The 15,557-nt window shown below is 66.6% G+C and carries 12 protein-coding genes; 2 read left to right on the forward strand and 10 right to left on the reverse strand.

What is annotated here, in order from left to right; all coding sequences use genetic code 11:
* Nucleotides 1–221: 221 nt before the first annotated feature.
* From AC5P88_RS07405 to AC5P88_RS07445, 9 genes are all read right to left on the reverse strand, one after another.
* On the reverse strand, nucleotides 222–1,199 hold the full coding sequence (locus AC5P88_RS07405) for an ABC transporter substrate-binding protein (RefSeq protein ID WP_495224705.1): 978 nt from the start codon (nucleotides 1,197–1,199) through the stop codon (nucleotides 222–224).
* Between the two features lie 15 nt (nucleotides 1,200–1,214).
* Nucleotides 1,215–2,960: an amino acid ABC transporter permease/ATP-binding protein gene (locus AC5P88_RS07410; RefSeq protein ID WP_495224706.1), complete on the reverse strand. Its 1,746-nt coding sequence runs from the start codon at nucleotides 2,958–2,960 to the stop codon at nucleotides 1,215–1,217.
* Complete coding sequence (locus AC5P88_RS07415; protein ID WP_495224707.1) at nucleotides 2,957–3,508, reverse strand: GNAT family N-acetyltransferase; 552 nt, start codon at nucleotides 3,506–3,508, stop codon at nucleotides 2,957–2,959. The genes AC5P88_RS07410 and AC5P88_RS07415 overlap by 4 nt, the downstream gene beginning before the upstream one ends.
* On the reverse strand, nucleotides 3,505–4,725 hold the full coding sequence (locus tag AC5P88_RS07420; RefSeq protein ID WP_495224708.1) for a M20 aminoacylase family protein: 1,221 nt from the start codon (nucleotides 4,723–4,725) through the stop codon (nucleotides 3,505–3,507). Before AC5P88_RS07420 ends, AC5P88_RS07415 begins: the two co-directional genes overlap by 4 nt.
* Nucleotides 4,726–4,729: 4 nt before the next feature.
* On the reverse strand, nucleotides 4,730–6,073 hold the full coding sequence (locus tag AC5P88_RS07425; protein WP_111113774.1) for an LLM class flavin-dependent oxidoreductase: 1,344 nt from the start codon (nucleotides 6,071–6,073) through the stop codon (nucleotides 4,730–4,732).
* 18 nt (nucleotides 6,074–6,091) lie between these two features.
* A complete protein-coding gene (locus AC5P88_RS07430) occupies nucleotides 6,092–7,069 on the reverse strand; it encodes an MsnO8 family LLM class oxidoreductase (protein WP_495224709.1) in 978 nt (325 codons plus the stop codon).
* Nucleotides 7,070–7,083: 14 nt separating this feature from the next.
* Entirely contained in the window at nucleotides 7,084–7,446 is a 363-nt protein-coding gene (locus AC5P88_RS07435) for a DUF3088 family protein (RefSeq protein ID WP_005416277.1), read from the reverse strand.
* Nucleotides 7,447–7,604: 158 nt separating this feature from the next.
* Nucleotides 7,605–8,186 (reverse strand): FMN reductase, encoded by a 582-nt coding sequence (gene msuE / locus AC5P88_RS07440; RefSeq protein WP_495224710.1) that lies wholly within the window; start codon nucleotides 8,184–8,186, stop codon nucleotides 7,605–7,607.
* A gap of 117 nt (nucleotides 8,187–8,303) precedes the next feature.
* Nucleotides 8,304–10,880 carry a TonB-dependent receptor plug domain-containing protein gene (locus AC5P88_RS07445; RefSeq protein ID WP_495224711.1) on the reverse strand — a complete coding sequence of 859 codons (2,577 nt, stop codon included), beginning with the start codon at nucleotides 10,878–10,880 and terminating at the stop codon, nucleotides 8,304–8,306.
* Nucleotides 10,881–11,300: 420 nt separating this feature from the next.
* Between AC5P88_RS07445 and ftrA the strand changes: the two genes are divergently transcribed.
* Both ftrA and AC5P88_RS07455 read left to right on the forward strand, forming a co-directional pair.
* Entirely contained in the window at nucleotides 11,301–12,302 is a 1,002-nt protein-coding gene (ftrA, locus tag AC5P88_RS07450; RefSeq protein WP_495224712.1) for a transcriptional regulator FtrA, read from the forward strand.
* Nucleotides 12,303–12,381: 79 nt separating this feature from the next.
* Nucleotides 12,382–13,626: a hypothetical protein gene (locus AC5P88_RS07455; RefSeq protein ID WP_495224713.1), complete on the forward strand. Its 1,245-nt coding sequence runs from the start codon at nucleotides 12,382–12,384 to the stop codon at nucleotides 13,624–13,626.
* A gap of 118 nt (nucleotides 13,627–13,744) precedes the next feature.
* Here AC5P88_RS07455 and AC5P88_RS07460 read toward each other — a convergent pair whose 3' ends face one another.
* Nucleotides 13,745–15,514: an oleate hydratase gene (locus AC5P88_RS07460; protein WP_495224714.1), complete on the reverse strand. Its 1,770-nt coding sequence runs from the start codon at nucleotides 15,512–15,514 to the stop codon at nucleotides 13,745–13,747.
* Between the last annotated feature and the right edge of the window lie 43 nt (nucleotides 15,515–15,557).

Here is a 15,557-nt window from a genome sequence, read left to right on the forward strand (position 1 = left end):
CGGTTCAGGGAGAATCCGGCGTGGGGACCCAAGCTACTTCTCGGTCGCAAGACCTGGATCCACACGGTCGCCCACGCCGGGCTCTCGGCACCCAAGGTGCCAGATCGGCAAGAGATAAGATCCACGCCATGCGTGGATGCTTCTGCCGCGAACCGCGCGAACCGCAGCCGAGCATGGCTCGGCTCTACAGAAGCGGAGGTAGCGCCGGGCCACGCCCGGTGTCATTGCAGCGTCGGCAACCCCGGTGGATTGGTCTGCGACTGCGGCACCGCTTCCTCGGCCACATTCCATCGCTTCAGCGCCTGCGCGTAGGTGCCGCTGCCGATCTGGGTGTTCAGCGCCTGCGTCACCGCATCGGCCAGGCCACTGCCCTTGCGCGTGGTCACCGAGATCGCAGCGGCGTTCGGCCAGCCACCGGGGAACAGGCCTACGCGCCGAACCTTGCCATCGCGTGCTGAGTACGCGCCGGTGGCATTGGGCTCGAACGAGACATCGGCGCGGCCGGTGATTACCGCCAAACGGCCGACCACCGCGTCGTCGAAGTACTGGTACTCCACCGGTTTCAGGCCCGCGGCGATGTTCTGCTGGTCCCACTGGCGCAGGATCTGGTCCTGGTTCGTGCTGGCGCCCACCACCACCTTCAGCCCCGCCACGTCCGCCGGCTTCTCGATCTTCTGGATCGGCCCATCAGTGCGCGTGTAGATGCCCAGCAGGTCGTAACGATAGCTGGAGAAATCGAACTTCTTCTTGCGCTCTTCAGTGACCGTCACGTTCGACAGCACTGCATCGTACTTGCCCGACTCCAGCCCCAGCGGCCAATCGGCCCATGCCACCGGCACGATCACCAGCTTCAGGCCCAGCGCATCGGCGATCAGGCGCGCGATGTCGGGCTCGATGCCGACCACGTCCTTGCTGTCGGCGCCGTAGTCGGCCAATGGCAACTGTCCCGGATGGGTCGCCACGGTGAACGCCCCCGGCGTGACGAAGCGGTAGCCCGCGGGAACCAAGGCCTGCGCCTTGGGATCGAGTGTGCCCTTCAGCACCGTGCTGTTCGCTCCGGCCAGGCTGGTCGCAGCCACCGTCGCAGCCTCCGGGGCCTGGCGCACGCGCGAGTAGACGATGCCGGCGATGCCGATGACCAGCACGCCTGCGATCAACAAGGTGCTGCGTGAGGGACGACGGGGTGCTGCAGGGCTCATGGCATTCCTTGGGGGTTACAGGGTCTTGGCCAGGAAATCGGCCGTGCGTTGCTGGCGCGGGCGCTCGAACAACGCCTCGGGCGTGCCCTGCTCGATCACCCGGCCCTGGTCCATCATCACCACGTGGTCGGCCACTCGGCGGGCGAAGCCCAGCTCATGGGTGACGATCACCAGCGTTGTACCGGAGCTGGCCAACTCTTCGATCACACTGAGCACTTCCGCCACCAGCTCCGGGTCCAGCGCCGAGGTGGGTTCGTCGAACAACAGCACCTTCGGCTGCAGCGCCAGCGCGCGGGCGATCGCGATGCGCTGTTGCTGGCCGCCTGACAACTGGCGTGGGAACGCATCGGCCTTGTCGGCCAGGCCGACCCGCTCCAGCAGCGTGCGCGCCTGCTCTTCGGCCTGCGCGCGCGGTACGCCACGCACGGCGATCGGCGCCTCGATGATGTTCTCCAGCGCGGTCAGGTGCGGGAACAGGTTGAAGCCCTGGAACACCATGCCGACTTCGGCGCGGCGACGGCGGATCTCACGCTCCGGCAGTTCGTACAGAGTGTCACCCTCGCGTCGGTAGCCGATCAGCTGGCCACCGACAGTCACGTAGCCACTGTCGGCGCGCTCCAGGTGGTTGATCAGCCGCAGCAGCGTGGATTTCCCTGCACCCGAGGGGCCGATCAGCACGGTCACGCTGCCGGCGCGCAGGTCCAGGTTCACGTCTTCCAGCACCGGCTGCTCACCGAACGCTTTGCCCACGCCATGCAGCGATACCGCCGCACCCTCGCCCGCTTCGACCTGGGTGGCGATGCGCGGGCGGTTGGCCACGCGCGGTGTGGCATCGCTCTGCACGCGCTCGGGCGATGAGACGCGCGACACCGAGCGCTCGCGCTGCAGCTGGCCGCGCGCGAAGCGCTGCTCCACGCGTCGCTGCAGCAGCGACAGCACGGTCAGGATCACCAGGTACCAGACTGTGGCCACCATCAGCAGCGGCACCACCTCCAGATTGCGGCGGTAGATCACCTGCACGGTATAGAACAGCTCCGGCAACGCCAGCACGTAGACCACCGACGTGCTCTTGGCCAGGCCGATCACATCGTTGAACGCGGCCGGCAGGATCGAGCGCATTGCCTGCGGCAGGATGATGCGGCGCACCTGGCGGCCACGCGGCAGGCCAAGCGCAGCGGCCGCCTCATACTGTCCGTGGTCGACCGAGAGAATGCCGCCACGAATCACCTCGGCCGAGAACGCCGCCTGGTTCAGGGTCAGGCCCAGTACTGCTGCGGTGAACACGCCGATCAGTTGCGTGGTCGGGTACGAGAACAGGCTGATGCCAGTGAACGGCACGCCCAGCTCGATGGTGCTGTACAGGTAGCCCAGGTTGTTCAGCAGCAACAACAGCACCAGCAGCGGGATCGAGCGGAACAGCCACACGTAGCTCCACGACACCGCCGACAGCAGCGGCGAGCCGGACACGCGGGCCAGCGCCAGCAAGGTACCCAGCGCGAAACCGAGGCCGGTACCGAGTGCGGTCAGCAGCAGCGTGCGACCGAGGCCTTCAAGCACCGGACGCGCGAAGAACCATTCGGCAAAGGTGCCCCAGCCCCAACGCGGATTCCCAAGTACTGATTGAAGGCCGATCAGGATCAGCGCGAGCGCCAGGACCGTTCCGACCACCTGCAACGGATGGCGCGCCGGCACGATCTTCAACGCCGGCGTTGGTGAAGGACGCGCAGTGATTCCCTCAAGTGCAGACGAAGGCGTACTCATGCGTGGACCCCGTGCAGCACGGCCTGCGAAGGCGAAAGCACCGGCGTCGGTTGCCCAAGAAGCTTCTCGAACGGCAGGTGCGCGATGGTTTCCGGATCCGCGTCCAGATCGAACAGCGCGGTGTAGCCATGGCTGAGGTACAGGCCGACCGCCTCGGGCTGGCGGAAGCCGGTGGTCAGGAACACACGCCGATAGCCCTGGCGTGCCGCCTGGTCTTCCAGCTCCTGCAGCACGCGCCGCGCGATGCCCTGGCGGCGCAGCCCGGGCAGCGTCCAGATGCGCTTGAACTCGGCGGTATCCGGATCACGATGCGGCATGAAGGCGCCACCCGAGATGGCAGCGCCATCACGCAGCAGCAGCACGAACGCCCCTACCGGTGCGGCGAAGGCCTGCGCCGGGTAGCGCTGCAGTTCCTCGCGGGCGCTGCCGCCGATGCGGCGGCGCACGTCGGCGTAGCGGCTGTCGTACTCCTGCTCCAGGCCATCGAACAGTGGCCGTGCCAGCGGATCATCCACCGAGGTATAGAGGAAGCGTTCGTTGCTGCTCATGTCGCGTCCTTCACCAGATAGTCTTCGGCCAGCCGTGCCCACAGGCTGGCGGCGGGTGCGATGGCCGCGTCGTTGAACACATAGCGCGGGCTGTGCAGCGGGGCGCTGTCACCGTTGCCCACGAACACGAAGCTGCCGGGTCGCGCCTGCAGCAGGAAGGCGAAATCCTCGCTGGCCGTGCGCGGCGCAAACTCGGGAACGACCTGTTCGGCACCGAAGCCCTGCACCGCCACCTCGCGGATGTAGGCGGTCTGCTGCGGGTGATTGATCACGCTGGGAAAGCCGCGCGGGAATTCGATCTCGGCGCGCGCACCAAACGCGGCGGCGGTCTGCTCGGCAAGTTCGGTGACGCGGCGCCGCAGCGTATCGCGCACCTCGGGCAGGTAGGCGCGCACCGTCAGCTTCAGCTCCACCACGTCTGGAATCACATTGGCGGCCTGCCCACCGTGGATCGAACCGACGGTGACCACGCCCATCTGCCGTGGATCGACATTGCGTGACACCACGCTCTGCAGCGCGGTGATGATGTGCGCCGCCACCAGGATCGGATCGACGCTGCCCTGTGGCTCGGCGCCGTGGCCGCCCTTGCCGATCACCTTCAACCGCGCCCAGTCCACCGAGGCCATCGCTGGGCCATCGACGAAACCGAAGTGGCCCACCGGCACGCCCGGCCAGTTGTGCAGCCCATAGATCGCATCCACCGGGAAACGCTCGAACAGGCCGTCGGCGATCATCTTGGAGGCACCCGAGCCGGTTTCCTCGGCGGGCTGGAATACCAGCTGCAGCGTGCCGTCGATATCACCGTGATGGGCCAGGTAGTGTGCAGCGGACAGCAGGATGGCGGTATGCCCATCGTGGCCGCAGGCATGCATCAGGCCCTCGGTCTGGCTGGCGTAGGCCAGCCCGGAGTCTTCGGGGATCGGCAGTGCATCGATGTCGGCGCGCAGGCCGAGACGACGGCTGCCCTGCCCGCGCTGAAGCGTGCCGACCACACCGGTGCCGCCGAGCCCGGTGGTCACCTCATAACCCCACTGCTGCAGCAGCTCGGCCACACGTGCACTGGTGCGATGTTCCTCGAAGGCCAACTCCGGGTGCCGGTGCAGATCGTGGCGGATCGCGATGGCGGCCTCGGCGCGTGCTGCGATTTCGGGCAGCACGCCGATGGACGCGGGATTCCGCCGGGCATGGCCCTGCGCTACCGAATTCTCTCCGCTCATCGCCTTACCCTACCTTCCGCGCTGGTTCGGCGTCGGTTGAATGACGGCTGGCCTTGTACGGCAGGCCCAGATGCTCGCGCAGGGTCTGCCCTTCCAGTTCGCGCTGGTGGTAGCCACGGGCCTGCAGGATGGGCAGCACCTGGGTCACGAAATCGTCCAGGCCTTCGCGCTGTGCGGCGAAGCCGAGAATGAAGCCATCGCTGGCGCCGGCATCGAACCAGCGGATCAGCTCGTCGGCCACATGCTCCGGTGTGCCGATGAAGTTCGGCCGTGGGCTCACCGCTTCAAGTGCCACCTGGCGCAGGCTCAGGCCCTTCTCGCGCGCGTCCTGCTTGATGCGGTCGGTGGTGGAGCGGAACGAATTGCTGCCGATGTCGCCCAGCTCCGGGAACGGTGCATCCGGGTCGTACTGGCTGAAATCGTGGTGATCGAAGAAGCGCCCGAGGTAGGCCAGCGCATCTTCCAGCGTGGCCAGCGCGGCAATCGCCTGGTACTTGGCTTCGGCCTCCTCGGCGGTGCGGCCGACGATCGGGCCGATGCCCGGGAAGATCTTCACGTCGTTGCCGCTGCGGCCGTGCGCGATCGCCGAGTTCTTCACCTTCTGGGTGAACGCGCGGGTTTCTTCCAGCGACGGCGAATGGGTGAACACTGCATCGGCGTACTTGCCGGCCAGCGCGATGCCATCGTCAGACGAACCCGCCTGGAAGATCACCGGCTGGCCCTGCGGCGAACGCTGGATGTTGAGCGGGCCTTCCACCTGGAAAAAGCGGCCCTTGTGGTCGAGGCGGCGGAACTTCTCCGGCGCAAAGAACGTGCCACTGTCACGCTCGCGCACGAAGGCATCGTCATCCCACGAATCCCACAGCCCCTGCACGACGTCCAGATACTCATCGGCGATCTGGTAGCGCAGGGCGTGCTCCGGATGCGGGCGGCCGTAGTTGCGGCCGGAGCCTTCCAGCGGTGAGGTCACCACGTTCCAGCCGGCGCGACCGCCGCTGAGCAGATCCAGTGAAGCGAACTGCCGGGCTACGGTGAACGGATCGCTGTAGGAGGTCGACAGCGTGCCCGCCAGGCCGATCTTCTTCGTTGCGGTGGCCAGCGCCGACAGCAGCGAGATCGGCTCGAAGCGGTTGAGGAAGTGCGGGATCGACTTTTCGTTGATGTACAGGCCATCGGCCACGAAGCCAAAGGCGATGCCGTTGTCCTCGGCCGTGCGCGCGATGTCGATGTAGAACTGCAGGTTGACGCTGGCATCAGCCGGATTGGATGGATGCTTCCAGGCATGCATGTGGCTGCCGGGACCCTGCAGCATGATGCCGAACGGAATGTGGCGCGGGGTGGTGCTCATGGGAATCGCTCCTGCAGGTCAGGCCACCGCCGCGCGTGGCGCGGGCGACAGCAGCTCAAGGGAAGTCAGGCGTGCGTCGAGGTCGGCCACCGGCGCGTCGAGGATGAATTCGCCAACACCGAAGCGTCGGTGCAGCGCGTCCAGCTCGTCGCGCACGTGCTGTGCATCACCGGACAACACGCTGGGGCGGGTTTCCTCGATGCGGAAGTCGGCCACGCCTACCTGGCGCGCATATTCGGCGGCCGCCTCGGGACTGGGCAGGTTCACCGTCTGGCCGGGGCCGAGGTGCAGCTTGTAGACGCGCAGCGCACCGATGTGACGCGCAGCCGCTTCGGCCGTAGGTGCGGCGAAGGCCACCGTGGCCAGCAGTGGCGGCTGCGAGGAGACGCTGCGGTAGGCGTCGAACGCGGCCTCAATGTGCTTCGGATCACCATCGAAATGCGCGGCGTAGACGAAGCGCCAGCCCAGCTCAGCCGCCTGCTTCGCACTCTGCGGGCTGGCACCAAGCAGGAAGCGCTCCGGCGCCTGCTGCGGAATCGGGCGCGCCTGCGCCTCGGTTTCGGTGCCGGAAAGGTAACCCTCCAGGTCGCGCAGCTGCTGGTCGAAATCGGCAAACGCCGGTCGCCCCGCTGCCAATGCCGCCGTAGAGGCCGGCAGGCCACCGGGGGCCTTGCCCACGCCCAGGTCCACGCGCCCTGGCGCCAGCGCCGCCAGCAGGTTGAAGTTCTCCGCCACCTTATACGGCGCGTAGTGGCGCAGCATCACTCCGCCGCTTCCGATACGGATGCGCCGGGTCTGCGCCAGCACCCAGGCCGCCAGAACTTCCGGCGCGGGGCTGGCCAAGGTCGGCGCGGCATGGTGCTCGGCAAACCAGTAGCGGTGATAGCCCAGCTGTTCGGCGCGCTGCGCCAGCTGCAGGCTGTTGCGCAGCGCCTGCTCCGGCGAGGCGCCCTCGGCCACCGGGCTCTTGTCCAACACGCTGATCTGATAGCTCATCGTCGCGTCCTCGCTCAGGGGTGGGCCACGGGAATGCCAAGCAACCCGTTCAGCGCGGCCAGGATCGGCTCGGCGCCGGAGATGTACTGGCGATCCTGGTGCGCGCCACTGGCCAGTTCGCTGCGCACGCCCTGCGGCAGCACCAGCTTGGGCAACGACTGGTCCTGCTCGCCGATCTCGGCGATCACCTCGCGGCGCGGCCGCGCGAAGCCGATGCGGCGCACGTCCAGCTGCGCATCCAGGCCGTCGATGCTCGACAGCGCCCCTTCCAGCAGCAGGCTGTGCCGGCAGAAGAAGCGCTGGCCGGGAATCTGTCCGTCCTCGAACTCACGGTCGAGCAGGAACAGGATGGGCTTATCGGTTGCGTCCAGACTCACGGGGGCGTCCTCATCGGGGGGGCGGCAATGCGATGCCGCTTCGATATCGATGCTAGAGATGACGGCCGCCGGGACGGCGATGCCAGGCGACAATCGGCGGTCAGATCCGGCCATGCAGATGCGCCTTGGCCATAAGCAAAGCGCCGCCGGTTATGCCGTCAGGCGATCCGTCGCAGCGGCGCCGGTACCGCCAGCGCCTGCACAGCCAGATGCCCGGCCGCGCGCTCGGTCGCAAGCGCGATGCGTGCCTGCAAGGCCGCACTGTTGATACGGTCGCCATCGAAATCAGCCGGCGTGGCATACACCCCGATCGGCAGCGTGTGCGCCTGCAGGAAACTGAACAGCGGCCGCAGCTGGTGATCGATCACCAGCGCATGGCGCTCGCTGCCGCCGGTTGCCGCCAGCAATACCGGTGTATCCACCAGCGCCTCCAGCCCGATGAAATCGACCAGGTGCTTGAACAGCCCCGGATACGCCCCCCGATAGACCGGTGCAGCCACCACCAACAGTTCGGCCGCCTCGATCGTCTGCAGCGCCTGCTCCACGGCTGGCTCCGCTTCATCGCGCGACAACGACTGCCCCAGCGAGCGCGCGATCGGCGCCAGCTCCACCAGATCCACGTTGGCATGCACCCGCTGCTGCAGCGATGCCAGCAGATGCCGCACCAGCAGCAACGTGCGCGACGTCGCCGAACTGGTCGGCGACCCCACCAATGCAACCACCTTCAATGCAGAAGACATGAACTGCTCCTCGATGATGCCGGACTACGTCCGGCCGCCTTTCGCCTTTTGTAGAGCCGAGCCATGCTCGGCTGCTTCCCGCCCTTGTAGAGTCGAGCCATGCTCGACTGCTCCAGGTCAGAACCGGTAACTGACCCGCCCATACCAGTACGCCCCAACGTTGCCCAGCACATCGCCGTTGTCCCAGGTCGTCTCGATGCTGGCCACATCGGTGGCACTGCGCGCGTACTCCGGCACCTTGCGCGTGCGCTTGTCGAACACGTTGTTGATGCCCAGCGCCGCACTCCAGCCCGCACCCAGTTCCACCGCACCGGAGAGATTGGTCACCAGCACCGGCGGCTGCTTGTACTCCACGCCGTTGTTCAGGCGCTTGATCGGGCCGTAATACGTGAAGTCCACATTCGAGCGCCAGCGCCCGTTCTGCCAGCCCAGCCCGGCCACCTGCGTGTAGCTCGGCGTACGGAAGCGCAGCGCGTACTCGCTGCTCTTGGTCAGCAGGTTGATGTTCGGCAGCCCCTGCAGCGCCGCCGGAATGTCGCTGACCTTCTGGATGGTGGTGCGGCCCACGTTGGCCGCGTAGCTCCAGCGCAGCTTGCCCCATGCCGTTTCCTGGTTCGCTTCCAGGGTCAGCTCAACGCCACGGGTACGGGTATTGCCCACATTGGTGAAGTAGCTGGCGTAGAAGGCATCACCCGGCAGGATGCTGATGCCGGCCGACCCAAGCAGCGCATCGATGGTGTTCTTCTGCGCCGCGCTCAGCACCGTGCCGCTGTTGTCGGTGATGCGCGCCGGATCCTGCGCGTTGTAGCCGATCTGGCTGGACTGCCCGAGCTGGCCGCGGATGTCGATCTGGTACGCATCCACGGCCAGATGGAACGCGGGGCTCGGGTCCCAGGTCACGCCTAGGCTGTAGTTGGTGGCCTTCTCAGGCTTCAGCGGTGTGGCACCCAGTGCGATCGCCGCCGGCGACGACACCTGCGCCACCAGCGTTGTGCCGCAGGGGCAGCTGCCGGTGGCCTGGTAGAACTGCGCGCCCAGGCTGGGCGCATGGAAGCCGTTGCTGACCGTGGCCCGCACGCCCAGCGCATCGGTGAAGTCGAAGCGCGTGGTCAGGCGGCCCGTGGAAACGCTGCCGAAGTCGGAATGGTCTTCCCAGCGCGCGGCGGCATCCAGGTACCAGCGCGACGTGATGTTGGTGGCCGCGCCCGCATAGACTGCCTTGCTGTTGCGCGTAGCCTTCACTGCATCGGCGGTGGAGTAGCCCACGAAGGCGGCCGCACCGAAGCCGGTGTACGACTCCCACTGCCCTGCCCCGCGTTCGTACTGTTCGTGCTGGTACTCGGCGCCCGCACTCACTTCCAGCGGCGAGGCGAACGCTGCCACCTCAAAGCCACGGCGCAGGTCCAGGTTGGCGATACCCTGCTGGTAGTCCAGCTTGCCGTCATAGAAATCGGTGGGCGATCCCGGGTAAGGAAGCGAATAGTTCACCGAATTACGGGTGTAGGTGCGCACCGTGCTGCGGTTGCCGGTCAGGCTGGCATCGTAGTCCCATCCCGCGATCTGGCCTTTCACGCCCGCGGTGCCGGTGTACTGCTTCTCCTTGGTTTCCAGCACCGGCAGGAAGCCATCGGGGAACACACTCAAGACGCCGGGTGCCTTGTAGGTGGTGAAGATGGTCGCTGGCAGGCGGAAGTTCTGGATCGCCTGTGCGGTGCGATCGCTGGCGGTGGCATTGGCGTAGAACTGCGCGCTGTCGCCCAGGCCATGGCCCACGTTCACCGCAAACGCCTTCAGCGCATACGAAGGCGAGCTGAGGATCGTGTTGGCCTCAGCATTGCGGCTGGCTTCTGCCGGGTTCGGCGATGCGCCGGCCGGCAACCGGTTGTTCGGGCGCAGCGCGACCAGATTGCCGTTGGCATCTACCGCCGGATAGCTCAGATAGCCATCGATGTAGCGGCGGGTACGGATCGCGTGGTGCTGCCGCGTGGTCTCGCCGGACAGGTTGACGAAGCCATCGGCGCCCCACGGCAGGCCCACGTTGGCACGCACGCTGGTGCGCGATCCATCCCCGTCGGTGCTCTGCCCGCTTTCCACAGCCAGTTCGCCACCATGTGCCTGCGACTTGAGGATCACGTTGACCACGCCGGTGATTGCATCCGAACCATAGATGGCCGACGCACCATCGCGAAGCACTTCCACATGGTCGATGGCCGAGACCGGAATCAGCGCCAGGTCGGCCCAGGCATGGCCCGGAAAGCCGCCACCGTTTGCGCCACTGACGTACGCGCTGGCATTGCGGCGCTTGCCGTTCACCAGCACCAGCGTGTAACCCGGCGACAGGTTGCGCAGCTGGTAGCCGCGGATCAGGCTCTCCTGGTCGCTCTGGTAGCCACCGATCTGGCTGAGCGACGGCAGCGCGCGTTGCAGTGCTTCCAGCAGGTTGGCCTGGCCGGTGGCGGTGAGGTCTTCGGCGGAGATCACATCGATCGGCGTGGAGCTGTTCTTCACCGTGCGCGTGCTGGTGCGCGAACCGGTAACAACCACGGCATCCAGCGTGGATGCCGCGACATTGGCGGATGCGGCCGTGGTGGCAGGATCCGCATCGGCTTCAGCGGCATGGCTGGGCGACGTGGCGAGGGTGGCCGCGATCAGGACGGCAAGAGAGCTCAGGACAGGGGCGTGGGCGGCAGGCATGGGGGCTCGTGGGGGTGGGCCGGGAACACGCTTCCATTCAAGGGCCTGTTCACCCACCGCGACAGGCATGAACGCGTCACCCAGCCGTAACATCCGGCCACCCACATGACTGCTGGTAATGACGTTAGACAAGGCTGGGCGCCACGCCGCCCGATGGCGCTTCCATGGATGGCGACGGACGAACGGCGAACGGCAGGGTAGAGTCGACTGTTAGTCGACTATCGCGCGTAGCGCGGGCATCCAAGCGGTGTCGCCAACAGCAGTCGACTAACAGTCGACTCTACCCAGTCGGTTGTCCCAAGCCCGATGGCCATCCCCAGCCTGCTTCCGATCAACGCCCCCCGCGCACATGCTTCACAGGCATCACCTCATGCCCGCACACCACTGCGCGCGGTGCACCACCGCCCGTAGCATCAGGCCATGCCCAGCCCTCCCGCCGATCCCACCGCGCCGCTCGTTGCCATCGTCGCCTGCCACGGCCAGGGGCTGTTCGAGTTCGGCTGTGCGGTTGGCTTGTTCGCACCCGTGCGGCCGGAACTGGGCGTGGCCTGGTACCGCACCCAGCTGTGTGCGGGCGAACCGGGTGCGCTGCGCATGCTCGGCAGCACCCAGGTGCAGCTGCCTTACGCGCTCGATGCCGTCGACGACGCCGACATCATCGTCATTCCCGGCTGGCGCGAGCCCAGCGAGCGTCCACCCCAGGCACTGCTTGATGCCCTCATCCGCGCGCATGCCCGTGGCGCACGCATCGCTTCGATCTGCTCCGGCGCCTTCGTGCTGGCCTGGGCCGGGCTGCTCGATGGCCGCCAGGCCACCACCCACTGGCGCCTTACCGAAGCGCTGGCGCATGCGTTCCCGCGCATCGACGTGCGCGAGGATGTGCTGTACGTGGATACCGGCAGCATCATCACCTCCGCTGGTTCGGCCACCGGCATGGACATGATGCTGCACATGGTGCGCAAGGATTACGGTGCGCGCGTGGCCAACCTCGTCGCCGAACGGCTGGTGCTGGCACCGTGGCGCGATGCCGGGCGCAGCCAGCGCGTCAGCCGTGCCATTCCCAACGGCGAGCCCACGCGGTTGGCGAAGCTGATGGAGTGGATGCGCCGCAACCTCCGCGAGCCACATTCGCTTGGCAGCCTCGCCGAGCAGGCCGCACTCAGCCAACGCACCCTGCAACGGCAGTTCCTGGAAGCCACCGGCCTGTCGCCGATCGACTGGCTGATCCGCGAACGCGTGGCCTACGCCCGCGAACTGCTGGAAACCACCGACCGGCCGCTGCAGTGGATCGCCGAGCAGGCCGGCTTTGGTTCACAGGAATCCTTCCGCCGCCATTTCCGCAGCCAGGCCGACGCCAGCCCGACCGAATACCGCAGCCAGCATCGCAACGGCATCGGTGCCGACCGCCTGGTCGGCTGCTGAGTGCCCTCTTTCCCGGCTTTCCACGGCGCCCCCACCGCCGCAAGATAGGGGCACGCCCCACACTGCCGATGGAACGGTGATGACTGACAGCCCCTACAGGAATTACCGCGTCGGCATCGGCGTGTCGCTGCTGCTGGCCGTGCTCATCGCCGCGCTCTCGCTCATCGCGGTGGCGACGCCCAACCTGGGCTGGGGCGTCGTGGCGCTGGCCACCGTCGCGATCTGGGTCGGCCTCCCCTTGCTGCTTGTCCTGCTGCTGGCGTGGCTGCGCTACATGGTGCGGCAGCGCGGTCAGGTGCCCGGCCGCGTACACGCGCTGATGTTCGTGCCGACCGCCGCCGCCATGCTCATCATTCCGCTGTGGCATTCCCTGCAGAGCAGTTGGGCCAGCCTTGGTGGCGGTTCGCGTGCCTCCATCGCAGAGCTGCACGTCAACCTCAGCGGGCAGCCGCTGTGGCTGGACACCACGCCGTATGCATCCACCGGCTCCGGCGCTGGCCCGGACCTGCCCATGCAGGGTGACACACCTGGGCAGTTCATGGCTTTCCATCGCTATCCCAATGCACAGTCCGATGCAGACGGAGCGTTCCCGTATGAGGACGGGCGCCTGAAGCGCTCCGTTGACCACTATCGCTACGCCACACCCTCTGGAGATCGCGCTGTCACCGATGTGCCCCTGGAGCGCCAGCCGTATCCGGACACCGCCCCCTTCAATGCCGGATGGCGCCGCGCAGGCACACCAGAACTCGTGCACATCTACTACCACTACAGCGATCACGTGGAGGTCGCGCCAACACTCGCACGCCTCAGCGGCTTCACTGCCGACGATCTGGAACGCAGCCGCTTCGAAGGCCTGGTGCTGTTCAAAATCCACAACTACGGCGGTGTACCGATCGTGCGGCTGGAGGTCAATGGCACCGTACTGGACATTGGTGACAGGGCCATCGCGAGCATCCCGGACGCGCCCGGGGACTGCACGGCCTACGGCTCCCCCCTCGGCACCGCATTGTTATCGCTGGACGCCCCCCTGCAGGTGCGCTGGCAAACCGTCGATGCACCGACTCGTTGGCACAGCGCGCGCGTGCACGTGCCTGCGTTCCGGCAGCCGCTGCCACTGCAGGGGCAATCCACGTTGCAGCGTGTCCTGCTGTACGTACTGCCCGACGGCACGCTGGCCGCCGAACGCTACGCCGAGGTATTCGAGGGCAACACGCTGCGCGGCATCAAGGCCACCGGCCTGCCGGCCAACGCAGCCGCCCATGCGGTGTGTGGCAGCGCCCGCGCGAGCTACCGCGAAGGTGCCGACAGCGTACTGGCCGACTGACCCGCGGAGCACGCGGGCTCAGCCTTGATGCCATCTCTCCGTCGCTACGCTCGCCGGGCATGGCCCGGCGCTACCTGACGCAGCTTTCCCGGTAGCGCCGGGCCACGCCCGGCGAGGCCTAGTCCTCCTGCACCAGCTTGAACTCGCGCAGCAGCCCACCAATCTGGGTCTTGTCCAGCTTGTTCATCAGCAGGTTGCGCAGGAACGCCGGTCCTGGAATGTCCAGTTCCTTGCCATCACGCAGGCGCCCGGTCGCAGCCAGCAGCGAGCGCACGTCGTAGGTGGAATTGAACACCTCCGGCACGCCGCGTTCGATATCCAGCAGCGTGTACACCGCCTCCATCGGCGTGCGCACCGAGTACTCGGTGGTGAAGATGCAGTCGCGCTGCTTCGATTCGGCGAACTGGCCGATGAAGGCGAAGTTCACCGCCCCCTCCGGCACCACATCCGGGCGGTCACCGGCCTGGCGCGGCATGAAGAACGCGGTGATGTACGGCATCATCACCGGCACCGTCTTCGCGCTGGTCGCGGCCAGCTCGTCGATCTCTTCCACCGGCACGCCCAGGTGGTACAGCCACTCGCGGGTGATCTCCTCGCCGGTACAGTCCTGCATCGGCTTCTTCACGTAATCGCCGGGCGTATCCACGAACAGCGAATACACCCAGACCACGATCTGGTCCTTCGGCTGGTTCTTGAAATGTGGCTGGCGGTTCACCGTCCAGCTCATCAGCCAGCGCGAGTCGCGCACGCTGACGATGCCGCCGGTCACCACCTTGCCGCTGAAGGGATCGCGCTTGGCGATCTTCTGGATGTAAGCCGGAATGCGCGCATCCAGCGTGGTTACCGTCGCCGATTCCCACTTGGTCTCCGGGATATGCGCGCCAAACACGTCCGGGCGCCCGAATGCTGCATCCTTCGCGGCAATGCGTCGCCACAGGTCCCAGGCCGGTGCCGGGCCTTCGTTCAAGCGCGCCGCGGTGTGGTGGTCGCCGTTGTCCGAATTCTCGGTCAGCGAACCGATCGTCATGAAAACAAGATCATCCGCACCCAGATCCACGCCACCGGCCACCCCGTCACGAACCCAGTGGATGCGCGTGGCCTGCTTGCGGCCCGGCTGCAGATCGAAGTCGACGTCGGTCACCTCGGTGCCGTACTGGAACACCACGCCCCGGTCCTGCAGCCACTTCACCAGCGGCAGCACCAGCGATTCGTACTGGTTGTACTTGGTGAACTTCAGCGCAGAGAAATCCGGCAGCCCGCCGATATGGTGGATGAAGCGATGCAGGTACAGCTTCATCTCCAGCGCCGAATGCCACTCCTCGAACGCGAACATGGTGCGCCAGTACAGCCAGAAGTTGCTGTCCAGGAAATCACGGCCGAGCACTTCGTTGATGCGCTTGTTCTCCATCTCCTGCCGGGTGGCCAGGAACAGCGCGATGATGTCCTTCTGCGCCTGCTCGGTCAGCGTGAACAGGCCATCGGTGTGCGCATCCTCGCCGCGATTGATCGTGGCGCGCTGCAACGAGTAGTTCGGGTCGTCCTTGTTCAACCAGTAGAACTCGTCCAGCACGCTGGCGTCGTCGATCTCCAGCGAGGGAATCGAGCGGAACAGATCCCACAGGCACTCGAAATGGTTCTCCATTTCGCGGCCACCGCGGATCACGAAACCCTTCTCCGGCACCTTCAGGCCATCCAGCGCGCCGCCGGCAATCTGCTGCTGCTCAAGGATGGTGATGCGTTCACCAGCCATGCGCCCGTCGCGCACCAGGAACGCCGCACCGGCCAGCGAGGCCAGCCCCGAGCCCACAAACCAGGCGCTCTTGCCATCCACACCAGCCGGCTTGCGCGGGCGCGCGAAGGCTTCGTAGTTGCCACTGCTGTAGTACATGCACTGCTCCTTCCTGGAGGGGGTCCACCCCACTCTAGCGCCG

The organism is Stenotrophomonas sp. YJH_SMC_8, from assembly GCF_059371315.1.

What these genes read in the sequence shown, in the direction of transcription:
- AC5P88_RS07420 (WP_495224708.1), bottom strand. Translation starts at nt 4,725, where the DNA reads ATGAGCGGAGAGAATTCGGTAGCGCAGGGCCATGCCCGGCGGAATCCC.
- AC5P88_RS07415 (WP_495224707.1), bottom strand. Translation starts at nt 3,508, where the DNA reads ATGAGCAGCAACGAACGCTTCCTCTATACCTCGGTGGATGATCCGCTG.
- AC5P88_RS07425 (WP_111113774.1), bottom strand. Translation starts at nt 6,073, where the DNA reads ATGAGCACCACCCCGCGCCACATTCCGTTCGGCATCATGCTGCAGGGT.
- AC5P88_RS07430 (WP_495224709.1), bottom strand. Translation starts at nt 7,069, where the DNA reads ATGAGCTATCAGATCAGCGTGTTGGACAAGAGCCCGGTGGCCGAGGGC.
- AC5P88_RS07405 (WP_495224705.1), bottom strand. Translation starts at nt 1,199, where the DNA reads ATGAGCCCTGCAGCACCCCGTCGTCCCTCACGCAGCACCTTGTTGATC.
- ftrA (WP_495224712.1), top strand. Translation starts at nt 11,301, where the DNA reads ATGCCCAGCCCTCCCGCCGATCCCACCGCGCCGCTCGTTGCCATCGTC.
- msuE (WP_495224710.1), bottom strand. Translation starts at nt 8,186, where the DNA reads ATGTCTTCTGCATTGAAGGTGGTTGCATTGGTGGGGTCGCCGACCAGT.
- AC5P88_RS07460 (WP_495224714.1), bottom strand. Translation starts at nt 15,514, where the DNA reads ATGTACTACAGCAGTGGCAACTACGAAGCCTTCGCGCGCCCGCGCAAG.
- AC5P88_RS07445 (WP_495224711.1), bottom strand. Translation starts at nt 10,880, where the DNA reads ATGCCTGCCGCCCACGCCCCTGTCCTGAGCTCTCTTGCCGTCCTGATC.
- AC5P88_RS07455 (WP_495224713.1), top strand. Translation starts at nt 12,382, where the DNA reads ATGACTGACAGCCCCTACAGGAATTACCGCGTCGGCATCGGCGTGTCG.
- AC5P88_RS07410 (WP_495224706.1), bottom strand. Translation starts at nt 2,960, where the DNA reads ATGAGTACGCCTTCGTCTGCACTTGAGGGAATCACTGCGCGTCCTTCA.